The sequence below is a fragment of the Pseudomonas sp. ChxA genome, from assembly GCF_030263855.1.
Classification (GTDB): domain Bacteria; phylum Pseudomonadota; class Gammaproteobacteria; order Pseudomonadales; family Pseudomonadaceae; genus Aquipseudomonas; species Aquipseudomonas fluorescens_CB.
In genome coordinates this window covers 5,016,296-5,037,339 of the sequence record NZ_JARPMK010000001.1, presented here as the reverse complement: position 1 = coordinate 5,037,339, position 21,044 = coordinate 5,016,296, and the positions used below count along the sequence as shown (strand labels likewise).

Genomic DNA, 21,044 nt, shown 5'->3' with positions numbered 1-21,044 from the left:
CCCTATGCGGGTTCTATTCCTCGCGCTATATCTATCCGTTCAGCTACCCTATACGCCGCTTCCAGTTCTGAGCAGCCGTTCTCTTGCATCAGTGTCCAGCGCTCGGCTTTTTCCTCGGGCTCCGTCATGGCCAGGGCGAGATAAAGACTCGGCGGCACGGCCCGAAACAGCGTTTCGAGCTTCTTCGATAGCACGATCCCCTCAGTGTATTTACCCGGCTCCTTACTGGCGGAGAGCAGCAAGGCTTTCTGTGCCGGCGTGAGTTTCTTGAACCGTGCGATCTCTTCGATTTCCGCAGGCGGCATATTCAAACAAATCCACCATTCGATCATGTTGAGCATGGTCTGCGCGGCAGTGGGAAAGTCGGCAAGGTTTTGCGTCGCCAGCCAGAACCAAGCGCCGAGCTTGCGCCACATCTTCGTCCCCTTGACCACGAAGGGCGCCAGCAGCGGGTTCTTGGTGATGATATGACCCTCGTCGGTGACCATGATGATCGGTCGGCCTAGGTACTGGTCGCGCTCGGCGAGGTTGTTCACGGTGTTCATCAGGCTGATGTAGCTGATGGACATTTGTGCCTCATAGCCTTCGCGAGCGTAAGTGGCGAGATCGACAATGGTCACATCGCTCTCGGGCCAAGGAGTGCCCTCGCGATCGAACAGTTCACCCTCGAAACCCTGGCAGAACAGATCAATGGACTCGCCCATTTCCTGGGCACGCTCACGACGCTTCTCCGGCAAATGCGGGTCAGCGGCGACGCGCAGCAACGCGTCGCGCACGTCTCGGGTCAGTACCTGCCGACCCACCGCGACACACGTCTGTGCCGCATCGAGAATGCACTCGCGGATCAAACTGCGATCGGCTCGACTCAGGCGCGCATCTTCCTTGGCCTCGCCGCCGGTGATCATCAGGCGGGCGGTGATTTCCAGTTCGCCGAGAACATCGCGCTGGTCTTCGCGACTGGTTACCACCTCATCGTCCAGCTCATCGATCGACAGACTCGCTACCTGATCTGGCTGCTCGACCAGGCGCCAAGCGTCGGCGAACGGTGCGAGGCTGACCGAGGCGCCAGGTTTCAATTGGACCTTGTTGACCGACAGGCCCTGTGTCGCGAAGTAGTCGCCCTGCAAGCCGAATGAGTTGCCGGCCTCGACGATAAACAGGCGAGGGCGGTACACGGCCATGACCTGCATCAATAGGGTGACCAGAGTGGCCGACTTGCCGGCTCCGGTGGGGCCGAACAACAGCAGATGACCATTCATGGCTCGGTCCAGGCGTGATAACGGATCAAAACTCAACGGCGAACCACCACGATTGAACAGGGTGATACCTGGGTGGCCGGTGCCGTTGCTGCGGCCCCACACCGGAATCAGATTTGCCAGGTGCTGGGCAAACATCAGGCGGGTGTACCAGTTGCGCGTGTCGCGGGCCGGGTTGTAAGCCATCGGTAACCAACGCAGGTAACTGTTGCAGGCGGCGACTTCATCGCCTTCGCGTACCGGTTGTAGGTCCGCACCCAGTAGTGCGTTAGCCAGGCTGACCGAGCGCTGGTGCAATTGCTGTTCATCGTTACCGCGCAGGTAGAACGCCAGGGTGCCGCGGTACAGCTTGTGCTGGCGACCGATGATTCCACGAGCCTCTTCAACATCTTGGCGGGTCTGGGTCGAGGCCAGGTTTTCACCGATGGCTTTGCGAGCCAGGCGGTTTAACTGATCCTCGAGCACGTCCTGCGGCTTGACCACTAGCGTCAGGTTCATCACCGTGCCTTCAGGCAACTGATCAAATAGCGCATTCACCGCGTCGCCCTTGCGGGTTTCGCCGGTGAGTTGACCAATCGATGGTGCCCGACGCAGTTTGTCCACCACCATGACCCGATGGGGCTGACCATCGAAGTACCAGAGTCCGCGCTGCACATCCGAACGCGGCTCATTGAAAAATAGCCCTTCGGAGAAGTCGTGATCGAAAGGTAGTTCCAGCGACTCACCGTCGCCCGACTCCGGATAGCCCACACGGCGGTAGAAGTCCCCGGGCGCTTCATCGGTGAGCCTGGGTGCCGGATTGAACCAGGGCAATAACCAGGCATACAGACTGCGGCCATCGACTCGCGCCGATTGCACCCCGCACGCCTGTAACGAAGCCGCGATCCGTTCGCAAGCCTGCTGCAGGGATTGCACCGGGGTGAGTCCCGGCTCCTCAGCGCCAGACTCAAGCCAGCGATAGACTACCAGGCGCACCCGGCGGTTATTGCCACGCCAGGGCAGGCGCGTGACGGCCTTGTCCTCGAACAGCCCTCCCGGCTTGGCGATGGCATTCAGATGGCGGCGAGTAAGTTCCAGGTATGCTTCGGTGAACACCGTGCCTCGCGCCCTGTCCTGAATATAATCGGTGAGCCGGGTCAGGTAGGGGGTGAAGTCGTTGTCGTCCTGGCAGAAAAACTGCGCCACCCAAGGCGCTTGATCCAACTCGTCAAAGCTGTCCTGCAGGGCATCCTCAAGGGCATCGCGGGCCGCCATCAACCAATCGGGTTCGCGCCCTTCGGTGCCGATAGGCAGCAACTCGAACACCGCACCCACCGAGCGATTGTCATCGAGCAGAAAACACTGTTCGGGGTCGAGGTATTCGACCCACGGCAGATGATCGGTGAAGCTGGGATTGTGCGCATAGAGCGCAGCTTCATCGGCCAAGGTGGCGCGAGGGCGCAATGGGTTGCGCCAGGCTTTCCATGCAGAAGTGTGGTTGCCCGAATCGCCGCTACGCACTACAAGTCTTCCTGACGTTCACCCGGCAATGCGTACTGCACCCGTTGGTAGAACGGAAAGACGGTCGAGTAACCCGGAACCGGTGCCTGCTCGGTACCAATCAAATGCGGATACACGTACAGCACCAGATCGGGATTGGGCAGGCGCGGGAACAGGTTGCGGATCTCGTTCGCCGCGGTGCGCGTGTACGGTTCCTGGAGAGCCGCGGAGACATCTGCCTGAGCCAGCGGGCGGCGTAACTGCTGTCGAGCATCCAGCAGTTGCTGCTGCGTGCCTTGCGAACCGGCGCCGTTCCAGATGTCCAGCATGGTTTGCTCGCCATGGGGCAGCAGCGTCTCCTTGTCGGTGGAACACCCCGTCAGGACCCAGCAGAGCAAGCTAATCCAGGTCAGGCAGAGAAGCATGGTCTTTTTCATGGCGAACGCTCCGGCCCTTGGGCTCGTAGTCGATGGTGATCTCATGGTCGAGGTGCAGTGCGACCTGTGCTGCAGGTGGTACGTACACGGCAGCAAAGGCTTCGCCATACAGTTTGTTCACCCACTCGCGGATGTCGCTGACCCCACCACTGAGAATTGAATTCAGTGCGCTATTGCCACTGCTGCTGGTGACTCCGAGCGTACTGCCGCCCGAACTGATCACGCTGCTGTTGTTCCGCTCATCCCCGAGCAGCGCTGCGACACCGGCACCGGCGGCAGTGATCAAGCTCTGGCTGCCGAGGTATTGCTGGGCATTCGAACGGCGCTCGCCGGCAATGCACGGAATGCCATACGGATCGGACAGGTAACCGAGTCCACCACGGATCTTGTCGGTGTTTGAGCTCTGGGTGGTGGAGGCATTGCGACCGGCTACCGCCTTCGGCTGAGGGACCGTGCGGATGGTGCCATCGATAAACACAAAGGTGATTGACTCGACCTGTCCGCGTACGCAAGACAGGGTCCAGTCACCGGACGCCGTGCCGCTCATCACGGCACCCGCAACGTCCGGCAGGTCGATGCCGTTGGCAGTCAGGTTCTCCGGGCCGACCAGCACCTTGAAGGGATAGGGATCATTCACTGTGCCGTCCACCGGGACTCGGCCGATCAGCGCGGTCATGGCGACCGAGCCCATCAATGTCGCGTTTTCAGGAATGGTGTAGACCGGCTTCGCGCCTTCGGTACGATCAACGGATTGCGTCAGGTCACGCTCACCCTTGGTGACTGCACGTAGCTGTTTCTGGCTACGATCAATAGCGTTATCTTTCAAGCCTTCCAGTGAGTTGAAGGCGGTAGGCAGACTCAATGCGGAGGAGGTCTTGGTTTTGTCTCGGGCGTCGGTGGGCCGAGCATCTGAAGGTTCAATCCACTGCATCGTATCATTGGCAGAATGCTGCCCTTCGAACTGAGCACCATCGCCGGGCTCAAGCCCCAATCCGATTGGCATGTCCTTACCTTTGCCGGTCAGCCCCGACAACTGGTCCTGCAATTGCGTCAGCAGACCACGGGCCTGGCGGCTGTCTTGTTCTGCTTTGAGCCGGGCCTCGTTGGCTTGTCGACGGCCTTCATCAACTTGCTGGGTCACACTGCCAAGCGCGGCTTGGATGCGCGAATCGACACTGTTCTCCCGTTCGCGCAGGCGGTTGTTTTCCCTCTGCAGCGAATCGTTGTGTTTCTTCAAACCGAGCATATCGCTGCGCATGGCCTTCACCTGTCCGACCAGGGTGGCGACGGTGTCGCGTGGGGTATCGCCAGCAATGCCGAGCGACTTGGCTTGCTCGGCGGATAACTGAATATTGCCCTGATCAACTGGGTTCTCTGGAGAGGGCGTGCTGCCACCCGCGACCCAGCTTTTTAGGATGATCAACACCACGGCCAGCAGCGCAGCCGGTACCAGCCATTTGAGCAATGCGTTAGCTTTCATCGTCAGCACCTCGCGCAACGGGCGGGAGCAGCACGGCTTGCTCGAGGCCGGCACCGCGGGTGACAAGGTAGGCGATCGTGGTGTCTTCAGCGCTGCCGACAGACCCGAGGAAAGCATGCTGGAAAGCAGCGGCGAACAGCTTGGCCTGAAGCCGACGCGGATCAAGTTGTACCGTCTCTGAACCACGATTGCGCAACTTCACCGCCGTCACCCAGTAGTCACCGAGTCGCCAGGAGGCGATGGGCGTGCTGGACACGTTTTCGGTGGGCAGCAGGGTTGGCAGTTCGGTGCGCAGCTTGAGCGGGGCGCGACGGACACCGGGCAGGGACTCCACGGTGCGCAGCGGCGCGTACAGGCTTTGCGCGGCGTAACGCGTCAACGCGACCGGGATTGGTGTGCGTTCTGGAACAGGGACGGTACTGGATTCAGCCTCGGTAGTTTGCACCTGAGCATTCTTGAGAATGCGCACGGGCTCCAGCGGTTGATCGCCGGGAGTGGCCGCGATATCCAGAAGGATGATCTCGCCCGTCGTGACTGATTGCAGTTGCAGTCGGGTCGGTGCAATGGCTTCTGACGCGCGCAGGTACAGCGTGCCGCCGGTTGATTGCACGCGCAGCTTGCCTGTCAGCGTTGAGGGCACACCGACTCGAACAGCCTCATCGACAAAGACCACCCGCTCCTGATTGATCACCAGTGGGACGGCGAGGGGTAGGCGTTCCCAGTGCATCAGCTCGACGGCCTGCGCTGCAGCTCCCCATAGCATCAGTGCGACGGTGAGTCCCAGGGTCGAAATCCGCTTCATGGCTCACCTCCAGGCAGGGAGATTTTTTGCGGCGTGCCCTGATAGCAATCCAGCGCCAGCCCCCACTTGTTGCGCTCGGGATCCAGGTCAAAACGCACCACGCGCAATGGATAACGCACCACCACCCGTTTCACCGGTTCGGCGGCGTAATATTCATCGGCGTTGAGGTCGAGCTTGACCAGCCAGCTGTCACGGTCGAGTTGCTTGACCCTGAGTTCCGGATCTTCGCTGTAGCCTCGTCCCAGAATTTCGTAGACCCCACGCACCCGCTGGCGCAGTTCGCCGGCGGCCTGGCGGTACTCGTAGTCGCCATCGAGGAAGGCCTTGCAGGAGGGTGTCAGGTAGGACTGCAAGCCATAGATGGCGCGGCGATAGTCCTGCTCTCCATCTGAGGGCCAGCGGTTGAGCTGACCAAAGATGTATAGGGCAAAGGCATACACATTCTCTGGGGGGACATCCCACCACTTACGCGTGCTGCCCGAGCGCAGATCCGGGGGTACATGCACGGTCAGATCGGTCGGTGCCGAACGCCAGCCATACCAGAGCCCGGCGCAGACCAGGGCCAGAATCACTACCGCCAGACGCAGGCTGAAGATGTGGGCCTGTTGGGCATCCACCTTGTTCCGAAATCGGCTCATGGCTGCCACCGGGACAGGGCAGGGCGCAGTCGACGCGAACGGCGAGCCGTCCAGGCGCCGGAGTGCAGGATCAAACTGCCGCGACCCAGGCGCCAACGGCTGGCCAGTACCCATTCGAGTTTGCGGTACAACCAGGTCTCGGGCCGGGCCCGTTTGGCCCGACGCAGTAGTGTGCCACCGGCAAATAGCACCACCGCCATGCCTGCGATCATGCTGGTTGGCGCCACGGCAATGGAGACGGTTGCGATCGCCAGAGGTACACCCAGTACCAGGCCGACAAGTGCGCCGGCACCGAGCGCCACCCACATCTCATCATTGGTCAAACCACGCAATACGGCAGGATCACGATTGAGTCGCTCTGGTAGAAAAACCAAGGTGCCGTCGGCAAGGCGTTCGATAGCGTCGTTCATGCCAACCTCACAGAATCGCGGCAGCCTTGGTGAGAAACCAGATGATGATCACCACCAACAGGGCGCCGATACCGACTACCGCGCCGAGGTCTTTCCAGGTCTTGCGCTGGTTTTGGACATCGGCGAATACAGTCAGGGAATGCCAAGCCACGCCGAGAAACGCGAGCAGGGCAATCAGTAGACCGAGCAGAATGCCGCCGTCGTAGGCGTAGTTTTTGATCGTCTCGATCAATCCGGAACCTTCGCCTCGGGACGGCGCCTCCATGGTCGGTAGCTCGGCAAAAGCTAGGCCTGGACCAAGGACAAGCAGCAGACCTATTAAGCGTTGGCTTGCACGATCACGCAGGTTGTTTTTAAGGGGGACAAGGCACTTGAGCATGATGGCGATCTCCGATATTAGGACAGGGTGAAGAACATCAAAATCAGCAAGGTGAGCAGTACGCGCGCAACGCTGCCGCCAAAGGCACCAAAGCGCACGCTTCCTGTCGCCCAGCCCCGGTAAGCCGTCCACATCACCCAGGCACACCAGAGCAAAGCCAGGACCAAAACCATGGAGATCCAAAGCATCGAACTGCCTTGCGCCGAAAAGCCGGAGGCGTTTTGGAAGGCAGCGGTCTGCGCGTCCGTCATGCTCATGGCGAGGGTTTCTCGGACGAGGTGTCGAGGCGATAATTGCCGACTAATTCAGTGGGGTCGCGGGGTTGAGCGCGAGAAGGGGAGAGATAATCCTGTACACCGTGGCGGATACGCTGGATGTCATGAATTAGACGGAGATAGTCAAAGCGATATCGTATGGACGTCTCTGGCGTATTGGTTGTATTTGCGCGATTCGCGATGTGCTCAGTAACCTCAAGCTGTTTTTGGATGAGCTCCATATCAACCGGTTCTTGACTGGGTGTTGCGTTGGCGCAGCTGCACGCTACCAACAATATGGAAATCAGAAGGCGGGGGATGAAGTGCGTAAGCATGGCGATCAGCTCTGGATTCTCACGTTCAGGATTGTGAAAATGACCAGTTAAATCCCTAGGAAAATTGAAGCAGAGACAATCGTTTTTGAGGGCGATTGACCTCTTGGGTATTCTTGATTGGCGCGGTCCACATGCGCCGACGGTAGGGTTACACCGAGGGGCTACCCCCTCAGTTTTGAACATGAGGTTGTTTTTTAGGGAGCAGTTTTTATGCAATGGCTTTATCTGTTTATAAAACCATATTATTGGATATCTTTCATTGCCTCTTACGGGGTGGCACAGAACCTAGAAGGAATCGGTTGGTTTGGTTATTTTAATGATATATACGAGCCAGGTATACCGTACCCGCTGTTGAATCTTAGTCCTGTTGCGGGCGTAAAAATAATTTCTTTGTTTTTTTTTATGTTTCTTGTTTTGGTGGGCCTTGTATTTGTCAGAGGGGCTTATGTTCTAGGGCGTAAGCCGGGCACGGCGGGATTGTTGATCGTGCTTTTTCCTGGGTTTTTATCACTGGTCGGGTTCGCACCGAGTTGGTGGTTGCTTATTCCTGAGGACTTTAATCTGGGGGCGGGTTATATAGGTGGCTTTTGGAGCAGTGGAATAAATTTTTTAATTGCATTTGTCTTGGGTTGGTCGATTATTTTAATTTTTGCGAATTTTTTTAAGAGTCCGAAGTTTAAGCATGGCTATGACCATCTGTGGTGCATGCTAAGCCTGGTGGGATGCATGTATTTGGTGGTTGACTCCCAAGCAAAGTTTGATCGTGACCAAATGGTAGATACTAATAAATTGCTGGGTGACTATTTGCGGTTTTATAAAGATCGGTATCAAGATTTGAAGGAGAGCTGTCTAACCGATACCTCATTTTCAGGGGCTGAAAATGCAGTCTGCAAATCCGCTGTCAAAGTGTATTCGATATTATCGATCAATAGCGTCGGAGATGAACCGGAATTGAGACGCTACGGAGATTCCTGGTTGCAATCATTACCAGGCCCCGATGCCATAGCCAGGATAAATGCTTATTTTTGCTCTCGTGCCAATAATAGCGGCGCGTGCCATGAAACACCTTCTCATCTAATGATAAATAGTCAGGAGTTTGGGAGCAAAGATTACATTCCACTGACTGCCCATGGGGAGCGTGTACGTAAGCTCTATGAAAAACTTGGAAGGTTAGTGGATAAGGTTAAGCTGAGTCGCGAGCACGAAAATTTGAAGTATTTTCTCTTTTGTATTATTTCTTTTCTTGCGGGCGGCAAGGCCGCAACAGCGTCATTATCAATAATAGGAGAGGGTAACATGAAGTCGCGCTCGTGGTTGTTGCGCGCAATGAGAGTAATATTTTTTAAATGCTGGTTTCTCATAAAGCTGAGAGCTTGCTAAGTGGCATATCATTCTAGCTTTTTGGCTCTCTTGGATAGGAATTCTTCTAGTTCCTTGGTTGAGCTTCAGGTGATTTGTTTAGATGTATTTTTTGAATGTGGTTGTTGTCAATGCGGTGGCTGCCCCGAGTATCACGGCGCAAGGGATAAAAACGGCCGGCGGATTGAGTGTAATGGGTAATGATAGGTAAACGATCCAGGGTAGAGTCAATAGCGGTACCACAGTCCGTTTTGCACGGTGATAAATAAAACTACTTTCCCGACCTGCGCCAAATTTGCGCAGGTCGCGGCGTATCAGACCATCGATAAAACCAGTAAACATGGCCATCAGAAACAGGGGGGCGGCCAGGACCAGAATGGTCAGGCGCACCACGAAGGTAAAGATCACATAAACTGCGGCCAGTACGAAGTCCTCAATGCTTACGTAGATCTGGTTGATCCAGCTCCAGAAGCCGTTGCCCTGGCTCGATACCCGCGCCAGCTGGGCAAAATCCGCAAAGCCAGTCTTGACCAGCAGCCACTGATTGAGGAGATCCAGCCACTGGACAATCGTCTGTCCGGGTTGTTGGAGGATGAGTGACGATTTGAAGTGCTCGCTCAGCCAACCTAGTTCGTTGGTCAGCATGGCTTGGCTGTGCCGCCAACCCTGATCACCCCAGAACAGCAGCAAACCGGCGAATTCGACGAGGATCGAAAACAGCAACGAGGCGATCAGCATACCGATGATGCGTAAAACCAAGCCGATTGCCGAGACGATTAATCCCGGGCGCTGGATCGGTTGTGGCGACGTGTTCTGGGCGGAAGTCGCCATCGTTCACTCCATATTGCGAGTTGCATAGTTGATGTGGGCACGACGCCTGCCGAATACGTGTTTGCTGAATCGAAACCTATGACAGGGCCGGGTTACTTAACCTGATCCAGATCGCAGTTTGTTGTTGGACCGCCACCGCTCGCACTCCACCATTGGCCCGGCTGTTCGTTGTAAGTTGCCCGCATCCGCTGGGTAAGCTCCTTCAGGTCATTGGGCATGGCATCGTCGTTGGAGGGCTTAGGTAAGGGCATGCGGACTTTCCAGAGTTGGCCCCCGGCCTGGAAGGAGAACATTTGCCCCTTGGGCAAACTGACGATGTGAGCAGGCTCGATCAGCGGCACGCTGGTGCTGCTGACACGGTCCTGTGAGGACGAGGTGAAGTCCGTGTTGGCCTCCGGATCGGAGGTGTCGGTCGCGCCCGAGACCAGGGTCTTGGTCAGCACATTAACCTTGGGCAACTGCTGGGTGAGCAGTTCCGCGGTTGCGGTTTCGCGCACCCGCAGCATCTGTAGGGTGTTGAAATTGCCCACCACCTGGCCGGCCTTGGCGCGGTTGCCTATACGTGCTTCGATATCGCTGAGGGTTTGGGTGTAGGCGGTTACCTGGATACCGGCACCGCCCCCTTTGTTGATCAGCGGAATGAACTCATCGCCCATCAACTCGTTGAACTCATCGGCATGCAGGTTGATTGGCAGTTTGTCACCAGCGTTGCCAGATTGAGGCAGCCCATGGTCAATGCCATGCTTGTAGATATGACCCGCGACCGAGACCAAGTCGGCGAACATTGAATTGCCCACGGCGGCGGCCACTTCGGCATCAGTCAGCGCATCCAGGCCAACGTAGACGATTCCGCGTTTTCGGATGATCTGCATCCAGTCGAAGATCGGCCGCGGGTCATCCAGGTCGGTGTAGTTGGGAGCCAGTAACTGAGCGGTCTTGCCGGTGGTGAGTTTCTCCAGCAGCGGCAGTAGCGAGGCCACGATTTTGTCGAAGTAAGTGCGGTCGTAGCGCACCGCTGAACGCAGTCCGTCCATTACCGGATCAAATACACGCTTCACCGCCAGGTATTGCTCGATGGCCACCACCCGCTTTTCGCGTCCTATCATATGCCGGGGAATGTTCTTCTCGGTGAGCTTGCCTTCGAGCTGGACGATCACTTCCCACGCCTTCGGTTCGGTCTTGGCGAAAAACTGCTGGGCGTATTCGATGAACAGCGCATCGATGTTGACCACATGCCGCTGGATCTGCAGGTAGTCCGGACGCCGGCCCAATTCGATCAAAGCCCGGGCAATGATGTTGACGAAACGCCAGGCGAACTCACGGAAGGCCGCGGAGTTACCTTCACCACTGAGCTGCCCAGCAATGCGAGATGCCACCTCAGAAATACGTCCGAAACGTCCCACCGCGTTGTAGCGGGCGGAGATTTCTGGCCAGCCCAGATGGAAGACATAAAACTCTTTCTCCCGTCCGGCACGTTTGGCTTCGACGTACATGCGCTTGAGCAAGTCGGCATCGCCCTTCGGGTCGAAGACAATCACTACCTCATGTTCAATGCGGTGAATGTCCTGGGTGATGTACACCTCGGCGAGTCGCGTCTTGCCGACGCGGGTCGTGCCCAGCACCAGGGTGTGACCGACCCGTTCGCCCAGAGGCAGACTGACTTCCGTTTCATCGGGCTCGACCCCATGCAGCAGTGGCGAGCCTCCTACCGGTGGTAAAGGGCGCAACGGATTGAAGGCACTGTCCCAGGCGGTGACACGGGACAATATCGAGAGCGGAAACGGTGCATGCTCAAGGGACCGTTCGAGTCCACGGGCCATACGATAGCGGGTCGGTTGGTCGACATAACGTGCGACCGCTGGATCCTGAGCCTCGACCAAGCGCTGGGTATGCAGGCGGGTCCAGCGAAACCCGCGGCCCATGAACAGACGCTTACAACTGACCGGAATCTGCCGACTGGTCAGCTCGTAGCGGGATAGCCGACGGATATTGCGCCGGTAGCGCAACACCTCCCATGCTTGTCGCAGGCGGATCAGGCCGAATAGGGTATAGGCCAGCGCCGCAACCAGCCCGATCTCGGGTGACAGGGCCACAGCCCAGGGCGAGTACACGCACAGTACTGCGGCAGCGATGCAAATTGCTACCGTGTAAAGCTCTACCGCGGGACGGAGCTTGGACTCCATCGTATGCTCGGCCATGACCTTACTCACTGCTCCAATGATGTGGCAGTGATCAAGACAGGGTAATGCTCAATCTGCAGGCGGGTGGCGATGTCGTTACCGTTGACCGGTAGGATGGTGACACTAGGAGCGGCTGCTCGGATCCGAGCCAAGGCTCCGGTATCGGCCACTTCGACGGCAAGGCCAGCCGCGCCGATTTCCTGCAGCTCAGTCGCGCGTTGACGCAACCAAGCCAGTGATTGGGTATCCTCACCCACCAGGAAAAATGGCCGTAAGCCCGGCATGTTTAGGGCGCGAGACGTGATTTGGCCGGGGCTCAAGAGGGAGCTGCGAACGGGTAATATCCAGGTTTCATCGGCAAATGTGGACAAGTCCGCATGCATGGCGCGACCAGGCTGGAGATTGCTGTTTATGGGCGGCCTAGCAACTTGAAGATGGGGACGGGTGAAGCCGCCAAACTGGTCCTCTGCAACGGATTGTTTCGACTGGGCGAAAGCAGCCAAGAGCAGGGAGAAGTAATAGGCAGTAGGAATTCGTTTCATGGTGGTGTGCCTTGTTCAGCGGAAGCTTGTAGCCGTGCGAGTTGCCGGGAGAATCCATCGCGGTAGCGCGCGGCGGGTAAACCTCCCGCAGGGCGGTGATAACGCCCAGCGGCTGAAACCCAGTCACCGGTGACGGCGTGATGCTCTTGCAGCAGGGCGGCAGTCACAGCTAGATTGCGGTAGGGTTCGAGAGCTTCGCAGGGACTGGAAAAACGTTGTCCGTGATAACCCAGGTTGGTTTGCCCAAGTCCGGCGTCGACCCGTTTAGCGTCATATTGTGTGAGCGCCTGGAGCAAGGCGTGACATGCGGCCTGGCGAGTGGGGAAACGGTAGGGTGTTCCGGCGATATTTAGGGTCCAAGGCCACGGCAGCAGTCGACCACGGACGCGAATACCGCTCTCCTGTAAGGCAATCGCGAACAACACCGTAGAAGGGATGTTGGCGTCATGCGCCGCCAGTTGATAAGCCGGAGGCGGAAGTTCGTTAGCCCGAACCGTGTGCACCGTCAGCAGGAGCGCAATAGAAATCAATCGAGACGTTGCCATTGTCCATTCACCTGTTGAAATGTGGCGGGCAATGGCCCCGGAGCCCCCAGGCTGAACCATCGACCACGGTCATGGTTCAGGGTGATCTGCCCGCGTTGAACCTTAGCCGGATCGATGTCCGCTTGCCGAGCCCAACTGCGGACGCGTTCATCTTGGCCTTGGCTGCCCACTAGGTAGATATCGAACGCCGTGTCACTGTTCTGCAAACGTTGTGCTTCAGCGGTGCATGCAGGGCAGTGGTCCTCTACAAAAAGGGCTGGGCGCGGGGCGACTGATGAGCTGGTAGGGGAAGAAGATGCCATGCCCTGGATCGGTAGCTGGCCAGGAAACAGCTTGGTCCAGGCCGCGGTGTAAGCGTTTTGGTAGGCCAATTCACGCTCGGCGCGTTTGGCTTCCAGTGCTACCTGTAATTCAGCATAGCGCTGGCGCTCTTGGTCGGTCTGGGCCTCAACCCCTAGGGCGGTCAAGGGATCGAGCTTCGGGCTCCAGAAACCACGTGGGCCGGTTTGGATCTGCTCGAAGCGCGTCCACTCCTGCTCCGTCAGACCCCAGCTTGCAGCCTGTTCAGCGTGCAAGCGTCCCAGCGGAATGGATTGTGTGTCCTGGATCCGCGACGGTGTCGTGACAGGCGTGCCCATCGCATCGCCTATGGCCAGCAGCGACGCGAGACAGACGACGGGGAGTAGTGGCGCTCTGTTCATGATCGCTTCTCAAGGGAGTTGCACGGTCTGGTCTGGCTGAGCGACCACCGAGAAGATGGCTGAGTGCGGCTCCAGCACTTTCAGGTGCCAGGCTCCGAACTGCTCGCCGGCATGCAGCAGCCGAACATCTATGAGAGAGCTACTGTCATGAGGTGCGACTGCCAAAAAGCGCTCACCTCCGCGGGACTCGACACCCAACACCGAGAACGGTGGCGATAGTGGGACGGGTTTTGGGGGAGCCGTCTTTTTCGGCTTGTTCGCGGAAGAGGTTGGCGGTGGTAGGGAAGGCTGAGTCTTGAGCTCCAGTAGCTGCTGTTCGACGTGCTCAAAGCGTCCGCTTAGAGCTGTCAGATCTTTCACTGTGGCGCGCTCTGCCAGACCGTCGCGCATCTCCTGTATCTCTTGCGCCCACTGATCCAGCATCGGATCGAGGGTATTGGCCTGTTGCTCACCTGTATCGACCATCTGCTTCAGGTCTTTCAGCGAGTACTGCAGTTTCTCCTGTGCGTCCCTGAGCGCGCTTAAATCACGTTGCAAGGTGTCCAAAGTTTGGAAGCGCTGGGTGTTCGTACTCTGTAGCTCGGCCATGCGCTGATACTGGTTAAACAAACCGCCGCTCAGCCCGGCGACTGCCAGGCAAAGTAAGCCAACAATTATGGTTTGAAACGTCGAGGCTTTCATGGACGTGCCTCCGCCTGATGGGACGAGTCTGGTGTAGCCCGCACGATGCCGACATCAGCTTTCTGCTGTTCGAAGCAGACCGAACGGCTGACCTCATCGGTCGTGAGTTGCCAGGAGGAGCCAGCCAGTACCTGTAGTGCGCTGCGTAACGCAATCGGGCCGAGTCGGTAATGGGCTGCAGGCAGAGGCCGAGTGAAAAGTGTCTTTACTGGTTCGGTGGTAGGGCAGAGCGAATAACCCGAGCGCTGCAGCACGTAATGCATCGCCTCCTCTACCGAGGGATTAAGGTTGGACGGTATGCTCAAATCAATTATTTGAGCGAGAAGATCACGTTGCTCCGTAGTGGGCTCTGTGCTCACCAGGGTATAGCGACCATAACGGATCTCCGCCGGATGGTTTGCTTCGGCCGGGCTCCTTGATAATTGGGTCCGATTGGAGCCACTGTCGATCTTTGGATTAGTCGGCAATGGGGTGGAAATTTGCGCGCTGCAGGCACTCAAAAAAAACAGCAGGCAGACAGGCGTAAAAAAACGCTCCATAAAAAAACCTCATGTCAGATTCAGTACAGAACCTGACATGAGGTGAAGGATCGATTCAGTGAGAAATCCGATTTATGGCAGGTCGTGTTAACGCTAAATACTTTGCTCTGCATCATAGATAGCTAGTCCATCCAAGACAGCAGCGTCGGGGTCGAAGATCAACAATCGCACATCCGCCAATGCCGCCATATACAGTACGTTGACCAAGGCTGCCGGCGTACTAGCATCGAGTTGCTCTTGCCTCAGCGATGAGTAAGAACAGCCCTCGATTTTTATCAGGTTATCGTCTGTCCAGGGCGTGCCGATCAGCTTACACCCGACGCCATTGCAGTCTTTCAGGACAAAGGGTTCGAACAGCAGCCCGGTTGGGCTAGAGTCGAAATAGTCCGCCCCGCGTTCCAAGTAGCGCAATGCTTCTTCAGTGAGGTGTGCGGTACTGATCTCCCAAGCTCGGCTGTAGCGTCCAGTCTCGAAACTCAAACGATGGACCACGGACTTGGCTTCTTCCAAGGAGTCAAAGTCCGCGACGTGGCACTGCGCGTTGAACACTTAGCCTATTACGGCATAGACCACCTAGTGCACTAGTCCGTTGGACGGGCAGCAACCATCCAATTCATTCAGAATGGATTGGCCTTCGCTGATCAAGGCGAAATCATCATTGAAGATGCAGGGGACCAGTTGCAACGTATCGTCGGACAGATGCTCCTGGGAGTCGTGCATAGGCCGAAAGCAGGGAGGACAGCCATCCTCGTAGAAGATCAGTAACAACCGTTCGATATAAAGTTTGTCGTAGCCCCGAGTAAATGGATTTGAGGCGATCAGCAGGGTGGGTGCTTGGTGTGTGGGGTTCATGAGCGTGCTCCAGAATGAAAATAAACGAGGCGCCCGTAGGCGCCTGTGAGGTTTAAAGCCATCCGTATTCGGCAAGGGAGAGCGGGCGACCTTCACCTACGATAAAGTGATCCAGTACGCACACGTCGATCAAGGCCAAGGCCTCTTTCAGCCGTACGGTCAAAACACGGTCCGCCTGGCTGGGCTCTGTACACCCTGAGGGGTGGTTGTGAACAAAAATGACGGCTGCAGCGTTATGCGCGAGGGAACGCTTAACGACTTGGCGGGGGTAAACGCTGGCGCTATCAATGCTGCCGTGAAAGAGGATTTCAAACGCCAGCACCCGGTGCTGGGCGTCAAAAAAAATCACACCAAAGACTTCATGTTCTTGTTGTGTAAGCTGCAGTTTTAGGTAAGAGGTCACGGTTTCAGGTGACGTCAGTTTAGGACCGCGGTTGAACAGTCGACGATCCAGAATATGCAGCGCTTCGTCGATCAGCTGGTTTTCTTGGATAATGCGATCAGCCTCGAAATCCGAGGTCTCAATCAGTGTGAGTGGGGTGTTCATGGCGCTACCTCCGAATGGAATAATCAGGGGTACACGCCCGAGGGGAGTGGTTTCCCCAGGGTGGGTGTGGAGTTGCAGGCGTTTGCAGGTGATGTAGGGTTTACAGCCGAGTGTATCGGTGGCGTTGACCGTGCAGAGGTGAACCACAACCGTCGCAAGGCAATGGAGAAAAGGATCTTATTCCCCAGCCGGTTTCGGGATCGAAGTCGGCACTGATGGGCAATAAGCGAACCAGCCCCCGGTGTATCGCGGCGATACGTTGTTCGGTCTCATCTGGCGAGTAATACAGCGATAACGTGCTGTAGTCCTCGTAAGCCGCACCGAACAGGCAGTCGTCGCAAAGCCAGAAGGATTCCATATAGGTTCTCCTGTGCTGGTTGAAGAAAAGGCGCTCGATTGAGCGCCTTGATGTAAAACATCAGGGATTGTTCAGGCGGACTGAACAGCACGTGTGGCGACACGGCGGGCCGTGCGGGGAGTGGTTGGAGATTCCGGTTCAATCCTGGAGTCTGTAGGGTTGTCGGTATCCTCAGCTTCGGCATCAGCCGAAGTTGGGGACGGCTCACGGTTTGGCGCTTGCTCAGCAGGTGCTGTTGCTTCCTGCCTGGCGGGCGCTTTGTATTCGAACTTGCCATTGACCTTGATCCAGTCGATGAACAGCAAACGACCTTTCAGGCTGGCGCCAGGTTGGCCTTGTTTATCGCCTTTCTCATAGAGAAATGGGTCGATCCACAGGTCACCAATACGGAACGACAGCAAGACCTTTTTCTCGGCTTTGACGGCGTCCATATAGAGACGAATCAAGCGGTCAGCTTCGCCACCAGCGACTTTGCAATCAAAGCGGGTGTACTCCACTGCATCGGAGGCACCATGCAAGGCTGCGATATCGCAGGCCATGAATGGCTGGCCGCGGCGGACCTGTACTTCACGAACACGGTTGAGGTAGCCGATACCGACGGTGTGCAGGTTGAAGTAAGAGGTCGCTTCTTGGGGTTGGTTGGCGTAGGCCATGGTGGTTCTCCTGTTTCAAGGGAAAACGGCGACGCACATTCCCTGACAGGGAAGTGAGCCCCGTCAGGGTGGGTAAGATGAAGGCGAGTTATGAACGACTCGTCACCGGCAAGCCGATGACCATCAGAATGATGCTTCTGGGGGAATAGCTGTGTAGCAGAGGAACGTCTGCGGTGGTAATCCGCAAGCATGGAGTAGTCGGCATTCATCACCGCTGAAGCGGCAACCGCGCGAGCTTCCGAACGCTAATCGCACTTGGGTAAACCACCACGAACGTGGCGTAGCCTTGAAGGTTTTGGCTACCTGGGCTGGGCTGTCAACGACAGCGAACCACGCCCTTTGTATAAGCCTGTCACAGGGGAGCGTCAAGACGCTGCAACCCGATTTTTTACGCCTGGATTACAGTGGTATTCACTGGCATGAACAAAATGAAGAGTAGGCCCGACGGGGCGTCAGGCGAGGAACAGAAAAGCCACCTCTGACGGTCTTACGCAGTCGTCAAGCTCCTCGCAAAACTTGGTTGAACTGCGTAATGATTCGTCAACCGACCCTTGTCGTGGCCTGGGTCGGAACGTGTTGGCACGCATCCGCGCACAAAGGGTGCCCCTTGGTTCCCCGGTGGGCTCCGGGACTGAATACGATCGTAGAAGCGGATGACCGCTATTGCCAGATAGAGGCAACAGTGGTCATCCGCCACCACAATCAGGTCGAGCAAAAAACCGGAATTAAATTCCGCAGAATAGAAGGCTCCGAACTCGAAGAGTTTGACCGAACTGCCCGGAGCTAATCGGTCTTGGGTCGCCGTTGGCGGTTATCCAAAGCTACTACAGCAGAGAGGTCAACACGACGTCAAGCCTGCAGGCCCCCTTCATAAGACGCTACGTTGAACCCGATGAAAGAGGTTACTTACTGCCGAGATGTGCGGCTAATTGTTCGACGGTTGCCAAGATAAAGGCACGGTCGCTTTCCTTCAGTCCACTCAGCAGACCCGCGATCATCTGACCCTGGTCATTGGGGCGATTACTCGAGGCCGTCAGGAGTTCGTCCATCCGGCAATCGAAAATATCAGCCAGTTGCATCAGCTTGACCACTGAAAGCTCCACTACACCCCGCTCCAGGCGCGAGATGGCTTCGCTACCGATCCCTAAACGTTCAGCCACCTCTTCCTGGGTCAGATTACGCTCGCTGCGGTGCTTCGCGATCATGCGCCCGATTTGGGCTTGGGTTGGATGTTTATGTGCCAAGTGATGAGTTCTCCAGTTCAACCCGAATGGTTGAGCAAAGACCCGTTGACATGAACATCCTTAAGGGTTGAGTATCGACTCATTGGGTTGTTATAGTGACTGAAACAGCTTTATATCGCGACGTGGTTTCTGTCCCTCCAGGGATCAGAGTCCAGAGTGGTTATTAAGAACGACGGTCTGACAGGACCAAGTTGAGGGATGGTTGAGCATGGAAGATGAGAGAAAGGACGTCATGGATTTAATTTGGGATCGAACACTGGAGCTGTTCATCAAGATTCATGATTGCCCGGATAATCCCGAATACTTCGAACGACTTGTTCATTGGCTCAACGAAGATCCTGCCCACCTAAAAGCCTTCAACGAACTGGGGCAGATATGGATTTCGACAGGCATCGCTTTGGCCCGTGAAGTCGGACAACCTTTGATCGACTTGGAGCGGGATCAGGCGCCGCTGATGATGCACTGAGCTGTGCACCACCCTAACTTCATGTTGATCTCAATCGAACTGTCATGGGCGGCGCGTCTCTTTTCTGAACTGCGTAGTGCCCTTGCAGTTCGGATACTGCGAGCATGACCAGAACGGCCCAGATTTGCCCTTCCGCTTGATCATTGAGGCATTGCAAATGTGGCAGGTTGGTCCGGCTTTGTCCGTTATCGACAAGGTGAGCGCACCACAATGTTCGACCAGCTGCGAAATCCATTTCGCCTGCTTTGCGACGAACGCATCCAAGGTCAGGCGTCCCGCTTCGATTTCGTCAAGAGCCTGCTCCCAAATCGCAGTCATGCCAGGATCCGCAACTGCAGCGGGCACCGCCTCGATCAGGGTATGGGCCGCCGCCGTTGCCATTAAGGCGCGTTTTTTCTTCAGCAAATAACCGCGATCAATTAACCCTTTGATAATGCCGGCTCGTGTGGCTTCGGTTCCGATACCGGTGGTGTCCCGAAGTTTCTGTTTCAGGCGTGGGTCGTTGACAAGCTTGGCGACGTTTTTCATCGCCTTGATCAGATCACCCTCGGTGAGAGGTTTAGGAGCGGCAGTTCGCATGGATTTGAGTTCGACATTTTCCACTGCGCACTGCGTGCCCTGTTGCAAGATGGGTAAGACTTGGGATTTGTGACTGGGCTCATCCTCCTCGGTGTTTTCGGAGAGCGAGCTTTTCCAGCCCTGGACTAAGATCAGTTTGCCCACAGCGGTCAATCGTTCTTCGCCACACGCCAATTCGACCTGGGTCCGATCAAACTCGTGATGCGGAAGAAACTGCGCTAGGTAGTGGCTACGGATCAGTTCGTAGACATGGCGTTCTTGTTCGGACATCCGCACCAAGTTTGCCGGTTCGGTGGTGGGGATGATGCCGTGGTGCGCAGTGACCTTGGCATTGTTCCATGCGCGGGAGCGCAATGATTGATCGAGGTCCTCGAATGCAGGTCTGAGTGCAGGATCCGTTTTGAGCAGGGCGTCGAGTACCGCGGAAGCCTCGTTGAACATATTCTCTGGCAAATAGCGGCAATCGCTGCGCGGGTAGGTGGTGGCTTTGTGGGTTTCATACAGGGCTTGGGCGATGTTCAGGGTTTCCTGGACGCCGAGCCCCAGCTTACGCGAGCAGACTTCCTGCAACGTGCTTAGGTCGTAGGGCAGGGGCGGCGGTTCTCGGAAATGCTCAGTATGTAACGAGAGTACCGTGGCGGACTTCTCGTCGGTGATTGTTTGGACCGCGTGATGGGCAAGCACTTGTTGTAGGCAACGCCCCGACTCGTCCCGTCCTGAGCATGGCGGTAACCACGACGCGATGAATCGCTGGCCCATCGACGATAGGTGTACCTCAATGTTCCAGTAAGGCACCGGGACGAAGCCGGCAATCGCACGATCCCTATCGACCACCAGACGTAAGGTGGGTGTCTGGACGCGCCCCACTGACAAAACGCCGTCGTAGCCTGCCCGCCGACCAAGAAGGGTAAACAAACGACTGAGGTTCATGCCGATCAGCCAGTCGGCCCGGCTACGGGCGAGGGCCGAGTGATAGAGCGGGAAGGTCTCCTGACCAGACTTCAGCGAGGTCAGTGCCCTGCGAATCGATGCTTCGTTGAGTGCGGACAGCCAGAGGCGCTGAACAGTGCCTCGGTACTGGCAGAGCTCCAATAATTCGCGGGCAATCATCTCACCTTCGCGGTCGGCGTCGGTTGCGATGACAACGGTGGTGGCTTCGCTGAGCAGGCGTTTGATGATTTTGAACTGCGCGGCAGTCTTGGGTTTGACCTCCACTTGCCACTGCGCCGGAATGATCGGTAGATGATCCAACGACCAGTTCTTGTATTGAGTGCCGTAGGCTTCAGGCGGGGCCGTCTCCAGTAGGTGGCCGATACACCATGTGACAGTTGTCTCGGGGCCGATCAGGCAACCATCGCCACGCCGAGTGGCTCCGAGAACCTTGGCGATGTCACGACCCTGGGAAGGTTTTTCGCAGAAGAAGAGGCGCATATAACTACTCCGGATTGAGTTCGGAGCAGCGTTGTTCGAATTAGCAGGGGCGAGATATGAGAAACC

The 21,044-nt window shown here is 56.8% G+C and carries 23 protein-coding genes and 1 pseudogene; 2 read left to right on the top strand and 22 right to left on the bottom strand.

Annotation, left to right across the window (positions count from 1 at the left end; translation table 11 throughout):
- Positions 1 to 2 precede the first annotated feature (2 nt).
- Genes P5706_RS22510 through P5706_RS22470 form a run of 9 tightly spaced genes read right to left on the bottom strand, consistent with a single transcriptional unit; the run spans position 3 to position 7,470 of the window.
- A complete protein-coding gene (locus P5706_RS22510) occupies positions 3 to 2,756 on the bottom strand; it encodes a conjugative transfer ATPase (protein WP_150788071.1) in 2,754 nt (917 codons plus the stop codon).
- Complete coding sequence (locus P5706_RS22505) at positions 2,756 to 3,172, bottom strand: TIGR03751 family conjugal transfer lipoprotein (RefSeq protein WP_285681893.1); 417 nt, start codon at positions 3,170 to 3,172, stop codon at positions 2,756 to 2,758. Before P5706_RS22505 ends, P5706_RS22510 begins: the two co-directional genes overlap by 1 nt.
- The gene (locus P5706_RS22500; RefSeq protein ID WP_285681891.1) at positions 3,135 to 4,652 is read right to left on the bottom strand and encodes a TIGR03752 family integrating conjugative element protein; all 1,518 of its coding nucleotides are present in this window, start codon (positions 4,650 to 4,652) and stop codon (positions 3,135 to 3,137) included. The genes P5706_RS22505 and P5706_RS22500 overlap by 38 nt, the downstream gene beginning before the upstream one ends.
- Positions 4,642 to 5,454, bottom strand: coding sequence for a TIGR03749 family integrating conjugative element protein (locus P5706_RS22495; protein WP_285681889.1), 813 nt, complete (start codon positions 5,452 to 5,454; stop codon positions 4,642 to 4,644). The genes P5706_RS22500 and P5706_RS22495 overlap by 11 nt, the downstream gene beginning before the upstream one ends.
- Positions 5,451 to 6,092 carry a PFL_4703 family integrating conjugative element protein gene (locus P5706_RS22490; protein ID WP_285681887.1) on the bottom strand — a complete coding sequence of 214 codons (642 nt, stop codon included), beginning with the start codon at positions 6,090 to 6,092 and terminating at the stop codon, positions 5,451 to 5,453. Before P5706_RS22490 ends, P5706_RS22495 begins: the two co-directional genes overlap by 4 nt.
- Complete coding sequence (locus P5706_RS22485; protein WP_285681885.1) at positions 6,089 to 6,502, bottom strand: TIGR03750 family conjugal transfer protein; 414 nt, start codon at positions 6,500 to 6,502, stop codon at positions 6,089 to 6,091. Before P5706_RS22485 ends, P5706_RS22490 begins: the two co-directional genes overlap by 4 nt.
- 7 nt (positions 6,503 to 6,509) lie before the next feature.
- On the bottom strand, positions 6,510 to 6,881 hold the full coding sequence (locus tag P5706_RS22480; protein ID WP_058426013.1) for a TIGR03745 family integrating conjugative element membrane protein: 372 nt from the start codon (positions 6,879 to 6,881) through the stop codon (positions 6,510 to 6,512).
- Positions 6,882 to 6,898: 17 nt separating this feature from the next.
- Positions 6,899 to 7,138, bottom strand: a complete 240-nt coding sequence (locus tag P5706_RS22475) for a TIGR03758 family integrating conjugative element protein (RefSeq protein ID WP_060766748.1) — start codon at positions 7,136 to 7,138, stop codon at positions 6,899 to 6,901.
- A complete protein-coding gene (locus P5706_RS22470) occupies positions 7,135 to 7,470 on the bottom strand; it encodes an integrative conjugative element protein, RAQPRD family (RefSeq protein WP_060766749.1) in 336 nt (111 codons plus the stop codon). The genes P5706_RS22475 and P5706_RS22470 overlap by 4 nt, the downstream gene beginning before the upstream one ends.
- Before the next feature lie 210 nt (positions 7,471 to 7,680).
- On the opposite strand from P5706_RS22470, the gene P5706_RS22465 reads away from it, so the two are divergent.
- Positions 7,681 to 8,850, top strand: coding sequence for a hypothetical protein (locus tag P5706_RS22465; RefSeq protein ID WP_060766750.1), 1,170 nt, complete (start codon positions 7,681 to 7,683; stop codon positions 8,848 to 8,850).
- Positions 8,851 to 8,928: 78 nt separating this feature from the next.
- On the opposite strand, the gene P5706_RS22460 is transcribed toward P5706_RS22465, so the two are convergent.
- From P5706_RS22460 to P5706_RS22405, 12 genes and pseudogenes are all read right to left on the bottom strand, one after another.
- Positions 8,929 to 9,660: a TIGR03747 family integrating conjugative element membrane protein gene (locus P5706_RS22460; protein ID WP_060766751.1), complete on the bottom strand. Its 732-nt coding sequence runs from the start codon at positions 9,658 to 9,660 to the stop codon at positions 8,929 to 8,931.
- 92 nt (positions 9,661 to 9,752) lie between these two features.
- On the bottom strand, positions 9,753 to 11,858 hold the full coding sequence (gene traD, locus P5706_RS22455; RefSeq protein WP_060766752.1) for a type IV conjugative transfer system coupling protein TraD: 2,106 nt from the start codon (positions 11,856 to 11,858) through the stop codon (positions 9,753 to 9,755).
- An 8-nt stretch (positions 11,859 to 11,866) separates the two neighbouring features.
- Positions 11,867 to 12,382, bottom strand: coding sequence for an integrating conjugative element protein (locus P5706_RS22450; protein ID WP_060766753.1), 516 nt, complete (start codon positions 12,380 to 12,382; stop codon positions 11,867 to 11,869).
- Positions 12,379 to 12,927 (bottom strand): lysozyme family protein, encoded by a 549-nt coding sequence (locus P5706_RS22445; RefSeq protein ID WP_081088269.1) that lies wholly within the window; start codon positions 12,925 to 12,927, stop codon positions 12,379 to 12,381. The genes P5706_RS22450 and P5706_RS22445 overlap by 4 nt, the downstream gene beginning before the upstream one ends.
- The gene (locus P5706_RS22440; protein ID WP_060766754.1) at positions 12,909 to 13,628 is read right to left on the bottom strand and encodes a TIGR03759 family integrating conjugative element protein; all 720 of its coding nucleotides are present in this window, start codon (positions 13,626 to 13,628) and stop codon (positions 12,909 to 12,911) included. The genes P5706_RS22445 and P5706_RS22440 overlap by 19 nt, the downstream gene beginning before the upstream one ends.
- Positions 13,629 to 13,637: 9 nt before the next feature.
- A complete protein-coding gene (locus P5706_RS22435) occupies positions 13,638 to 14,309 on the bottom strand; it encodes a tropomyosin (protein ID WP_042558366.1) in 672 nt (223 codons plus the stop codon).
- Positions 14,306 to 14,848, bottom strand: coding sequence for a PFGI-1 class ICE element type IV pilus protein PilL2 (gene pilL2, locus P5706_RS22430; RefSeq protein ID WP_060766755.1), 543 nt, complete (start codon positions 14,846 to 14,848; stop codon positions 14,306 to 14,308). The genes P5706_RS22435 and pilL2 overlap by 4 nt, the downstream gene beginning before the upstream one ends.
- Before the next feature lie 93 nt (positions 14,849 to 14,941).
- Positions 14,942 to 15,700: pseudogene (locus tag P5706_RS22425) on the bottom strand (DUF5983 family protein).
- Between the two features lie 52 nt (positions 15,701 to 15,752).
- On the bottom strand, positions 15,753 to 16,247 hold the full coding sequence (gene radC, locus P5706_RS22420; RefSeq protein WP_042558368.1) for a RadC family protein: 495 nt from the start codon (positions 16,245 to 16,247) through the stop codon (positions 15,753 to 15,755).
- 100 nt (positions 16,248 to 16,347) lie between these two features.
- On the bottom strand, positions 16,348 to 16,605 hold the full coding sequence (locus P5706_RS22415) for a hypothetical protein (protein WP_080896004.1): 258 nt from the start codon (positions 16,603 to 16,605) through the stop codon (positions 16,348 to 16,350).
- Between the two features lie 71 nt (positions 16,606 to 16,676).
- A complete protein-coding gene (locus P5706_RS22410) occupies positions 16,677 to 17,258 on the bottom strand; it encodes an STY4534 family ICE replication protein (RefSeq protein WP_060766756.1) in 582 nt (193 codons plus the stop codon).
- Positions 17,259 to 18,160: 902 nt separating this feature from the next.
- Positions 18,161 to 18,502: a helix-turn-helix domain-containing protein gene (locus P5706_RS22405; RefSeq protein ID WP_003235829.1), complete on the bottom strand. Its 342-nt coding sequence runs from the start codon at positions 18,500 to 18,502 to the stop codon at positions 18,161 to 18,163.
- A gap of 208 nt (positions 18,503 to 18,710) precedes the next feature.
- Here P5706_RS22405 and P5706_RS22400 point away from each other — a divergent pair, with 208 nt between their 5' ends.
- Positions 18,711 to 18,968, top strand: a complete 258-nt coding sequence (locus tag P5706_RS22400) for a hypothetical protein (protein ID WP_060766757.1) — start codon at positions 18,711 to 18,713, stop codon at positions 18,966 to 18,968.
- A gap of 42 nt (positions 18,969 to 19,010) precedes the next feature.
- On the opposite strand, the gene P5706_RS22395 is transcribed toward P5706_RS22400, so the two are convergent.
- The gene (locus P5706_RS22395) at positions 19,011 to 20,978 is read right to left on the bottom strand and encodes a DNA topoisomerase III (RefSeq protein ID WP_060766758.1); all 1,968 of its coding nucleotides are present in this window, start codon (positions 20,976 to 20,978) and stop codon (positions 19,011 to 19,013) included.
- Between the last annotated feature and the right edge of the window lie 66 nt (positions 20,979 to 21,044).

What these genes read in the sequence shown, in the direction of transcription:
- P5706_RS22505 (WP_285681893.1), bottom strand. Translation starts at nt 3,172, where the DNA reads ATGAAAAAGACCATGCTTCTCTGCCTGACCTGGATTAGCTTGCTCTGC.
- P5706_RS22500 (WP_285681891.1), bottom strand. Translation starts at nt 4,652, where the DNA reads ATGAAAGCTAACGCATTGCTCAAATGGCTGGTACCGGCTGCGCTGCTG.
- P5706_RS22495 (WP_285681889.1), bottom strand. Translation starts at nt 5,454, where the DNA reads ATGAAGCGGATTTCGACCCTGGGACTCACCGTCGCACTGATGCTATGG.
- P5706_RS22490 (WP_285681887.1), bottom strand. Translation starts at nt 6,092, where the DNA reads ATGAGCCGATTTCGGAACAAGGTGGATGCCCAACAGGCCCACATCTTC.
- P5706_RS22485 (WP_285681885.1), bottom strand. Translation starts at nt 6,502, where the DNA reads ATGAACGACGCTATCGAACGCCTTGCCGACGGCACCTTGGTTTTTCTA.
- P5706_RS22480 (WP_058426013.1), bottom strand. Translation starts at nt 6,881, where the DNA reads ATGCTCAAGTGCCTTGTCCCCCTTAAAAACAACCTGCGTGATCGTGCA.
- P5706_RS22475 (WP_060766748.1), bottom strand. Translation starts at nt 7,138, where the DNA reads ATGAGCATGACGGACGCGCAGACCGCTGCCTTCCAAAACGCCTCCGGC.
- P5706_RS22470 (WP_060766749.1), bottom strand. Translation starts at nt 7,470, where the DNA reads ATGCTTACGCACTTCATCCCCCGCCTTCTGATTTCCATATTGTTGGTA.
- P5706_RS22465 (WP_060766750.1), top strand. Translation starts at nt 7,681, where the DNA reads ATGCAATGGCTTTATCTGTTTATAAAACCATATTATTGGATATCTTTC.
- P5706_RS22460 (WP_060766751.1), bottom strand. Translation starts at nt 9,660, where the DNA reads ATGGCGACTTCCGCCCAGAACACGTCGCCACAACCGATCCAGCGCCCG.
- traD (WP_060766752.1), bottom strand. Translation starts at nt 11,858, where the DNA reads ATGGCCGAGCATACGATGGAGTCCAAGCTCCGTCCCGCGGTAGAGCTT.
- P5706_RS22450 (WP_060766753.1), bottom strand. Translation starts at nt 12,382, where the DNA reads ATGAAACGAATTCCTACTGCCTATTACTTCTCCCTGCTCTTGGCTGCT.
- P5706_RS22445 (WP_081088269.1), bottom strand. Translation starts at nt 12,927, where the DNA reads ATGGCAACGTCTCGATTGATTTCTATTGCGCTCCTGCTGACGGTGCAC.
- P5706_RS22440 (WP_060766754.1), bottom strand. Translation starts at nt 13,628, where the DNA reads ATGAACAGAGCGCCACTACTCCCCGTCGTCTGTCTCGCGTCGCTGCTG.
- P5706_RS22435 (WP_042558366.1), bottom strand. Translation starts at nt 14,309, where the DNA reads ATGAAAGCCTCGACGTTTCAAACCATAATTGTTGGCTTACTTTGCCTG.
- pilL2 (WP_060766755.1), bottom strand. Translation starts at nt 14,848, where the DNA reads ATGGAGCGTTTTTTTACGCCTGTCTGCCTGCTGTTTTTTTTGAGTGCC.
- radC (WP_042558368.1), bottom strand. Translation starts at nt 16,247, where the DNA reads ATGAACACCCCACTCACACTGATTGAGACCTCGGATTTCGAGGCTGAT.
- P5706_RS22415 (WP_080896004.1), bottom strand. Translation starts at nt 16,605, where the DNA reads ATGGAATCCTTCTGGCTTTGCGACGACTGCCTGTTCGGTGCGGCTTAC.
- P5706_RS22410 (WP_060766756.1), bottom strand. Translation starts at nt 17,258, where the DNA reads ATGGCCTACGCCAACCAACCCCAAGAAGCGACCTCTTACTTCAACCTG.
- P5706_RS22400 (WP_060766757.1), top strand. Translation starts at nt 18,711, where the DNA reads ATGGAAGATGAGAGAAAGGACGTCATGGATTTAATTTGGGATCGAACA.
- P5706_RS22395 (WP_060766758.1), bottom strand. Translation starts at nt 20,978, where the DNA reads ATGCGCCTCTTCTTCTGCGAAAAACCTTCCCAGGGTCGTGACATCGCC.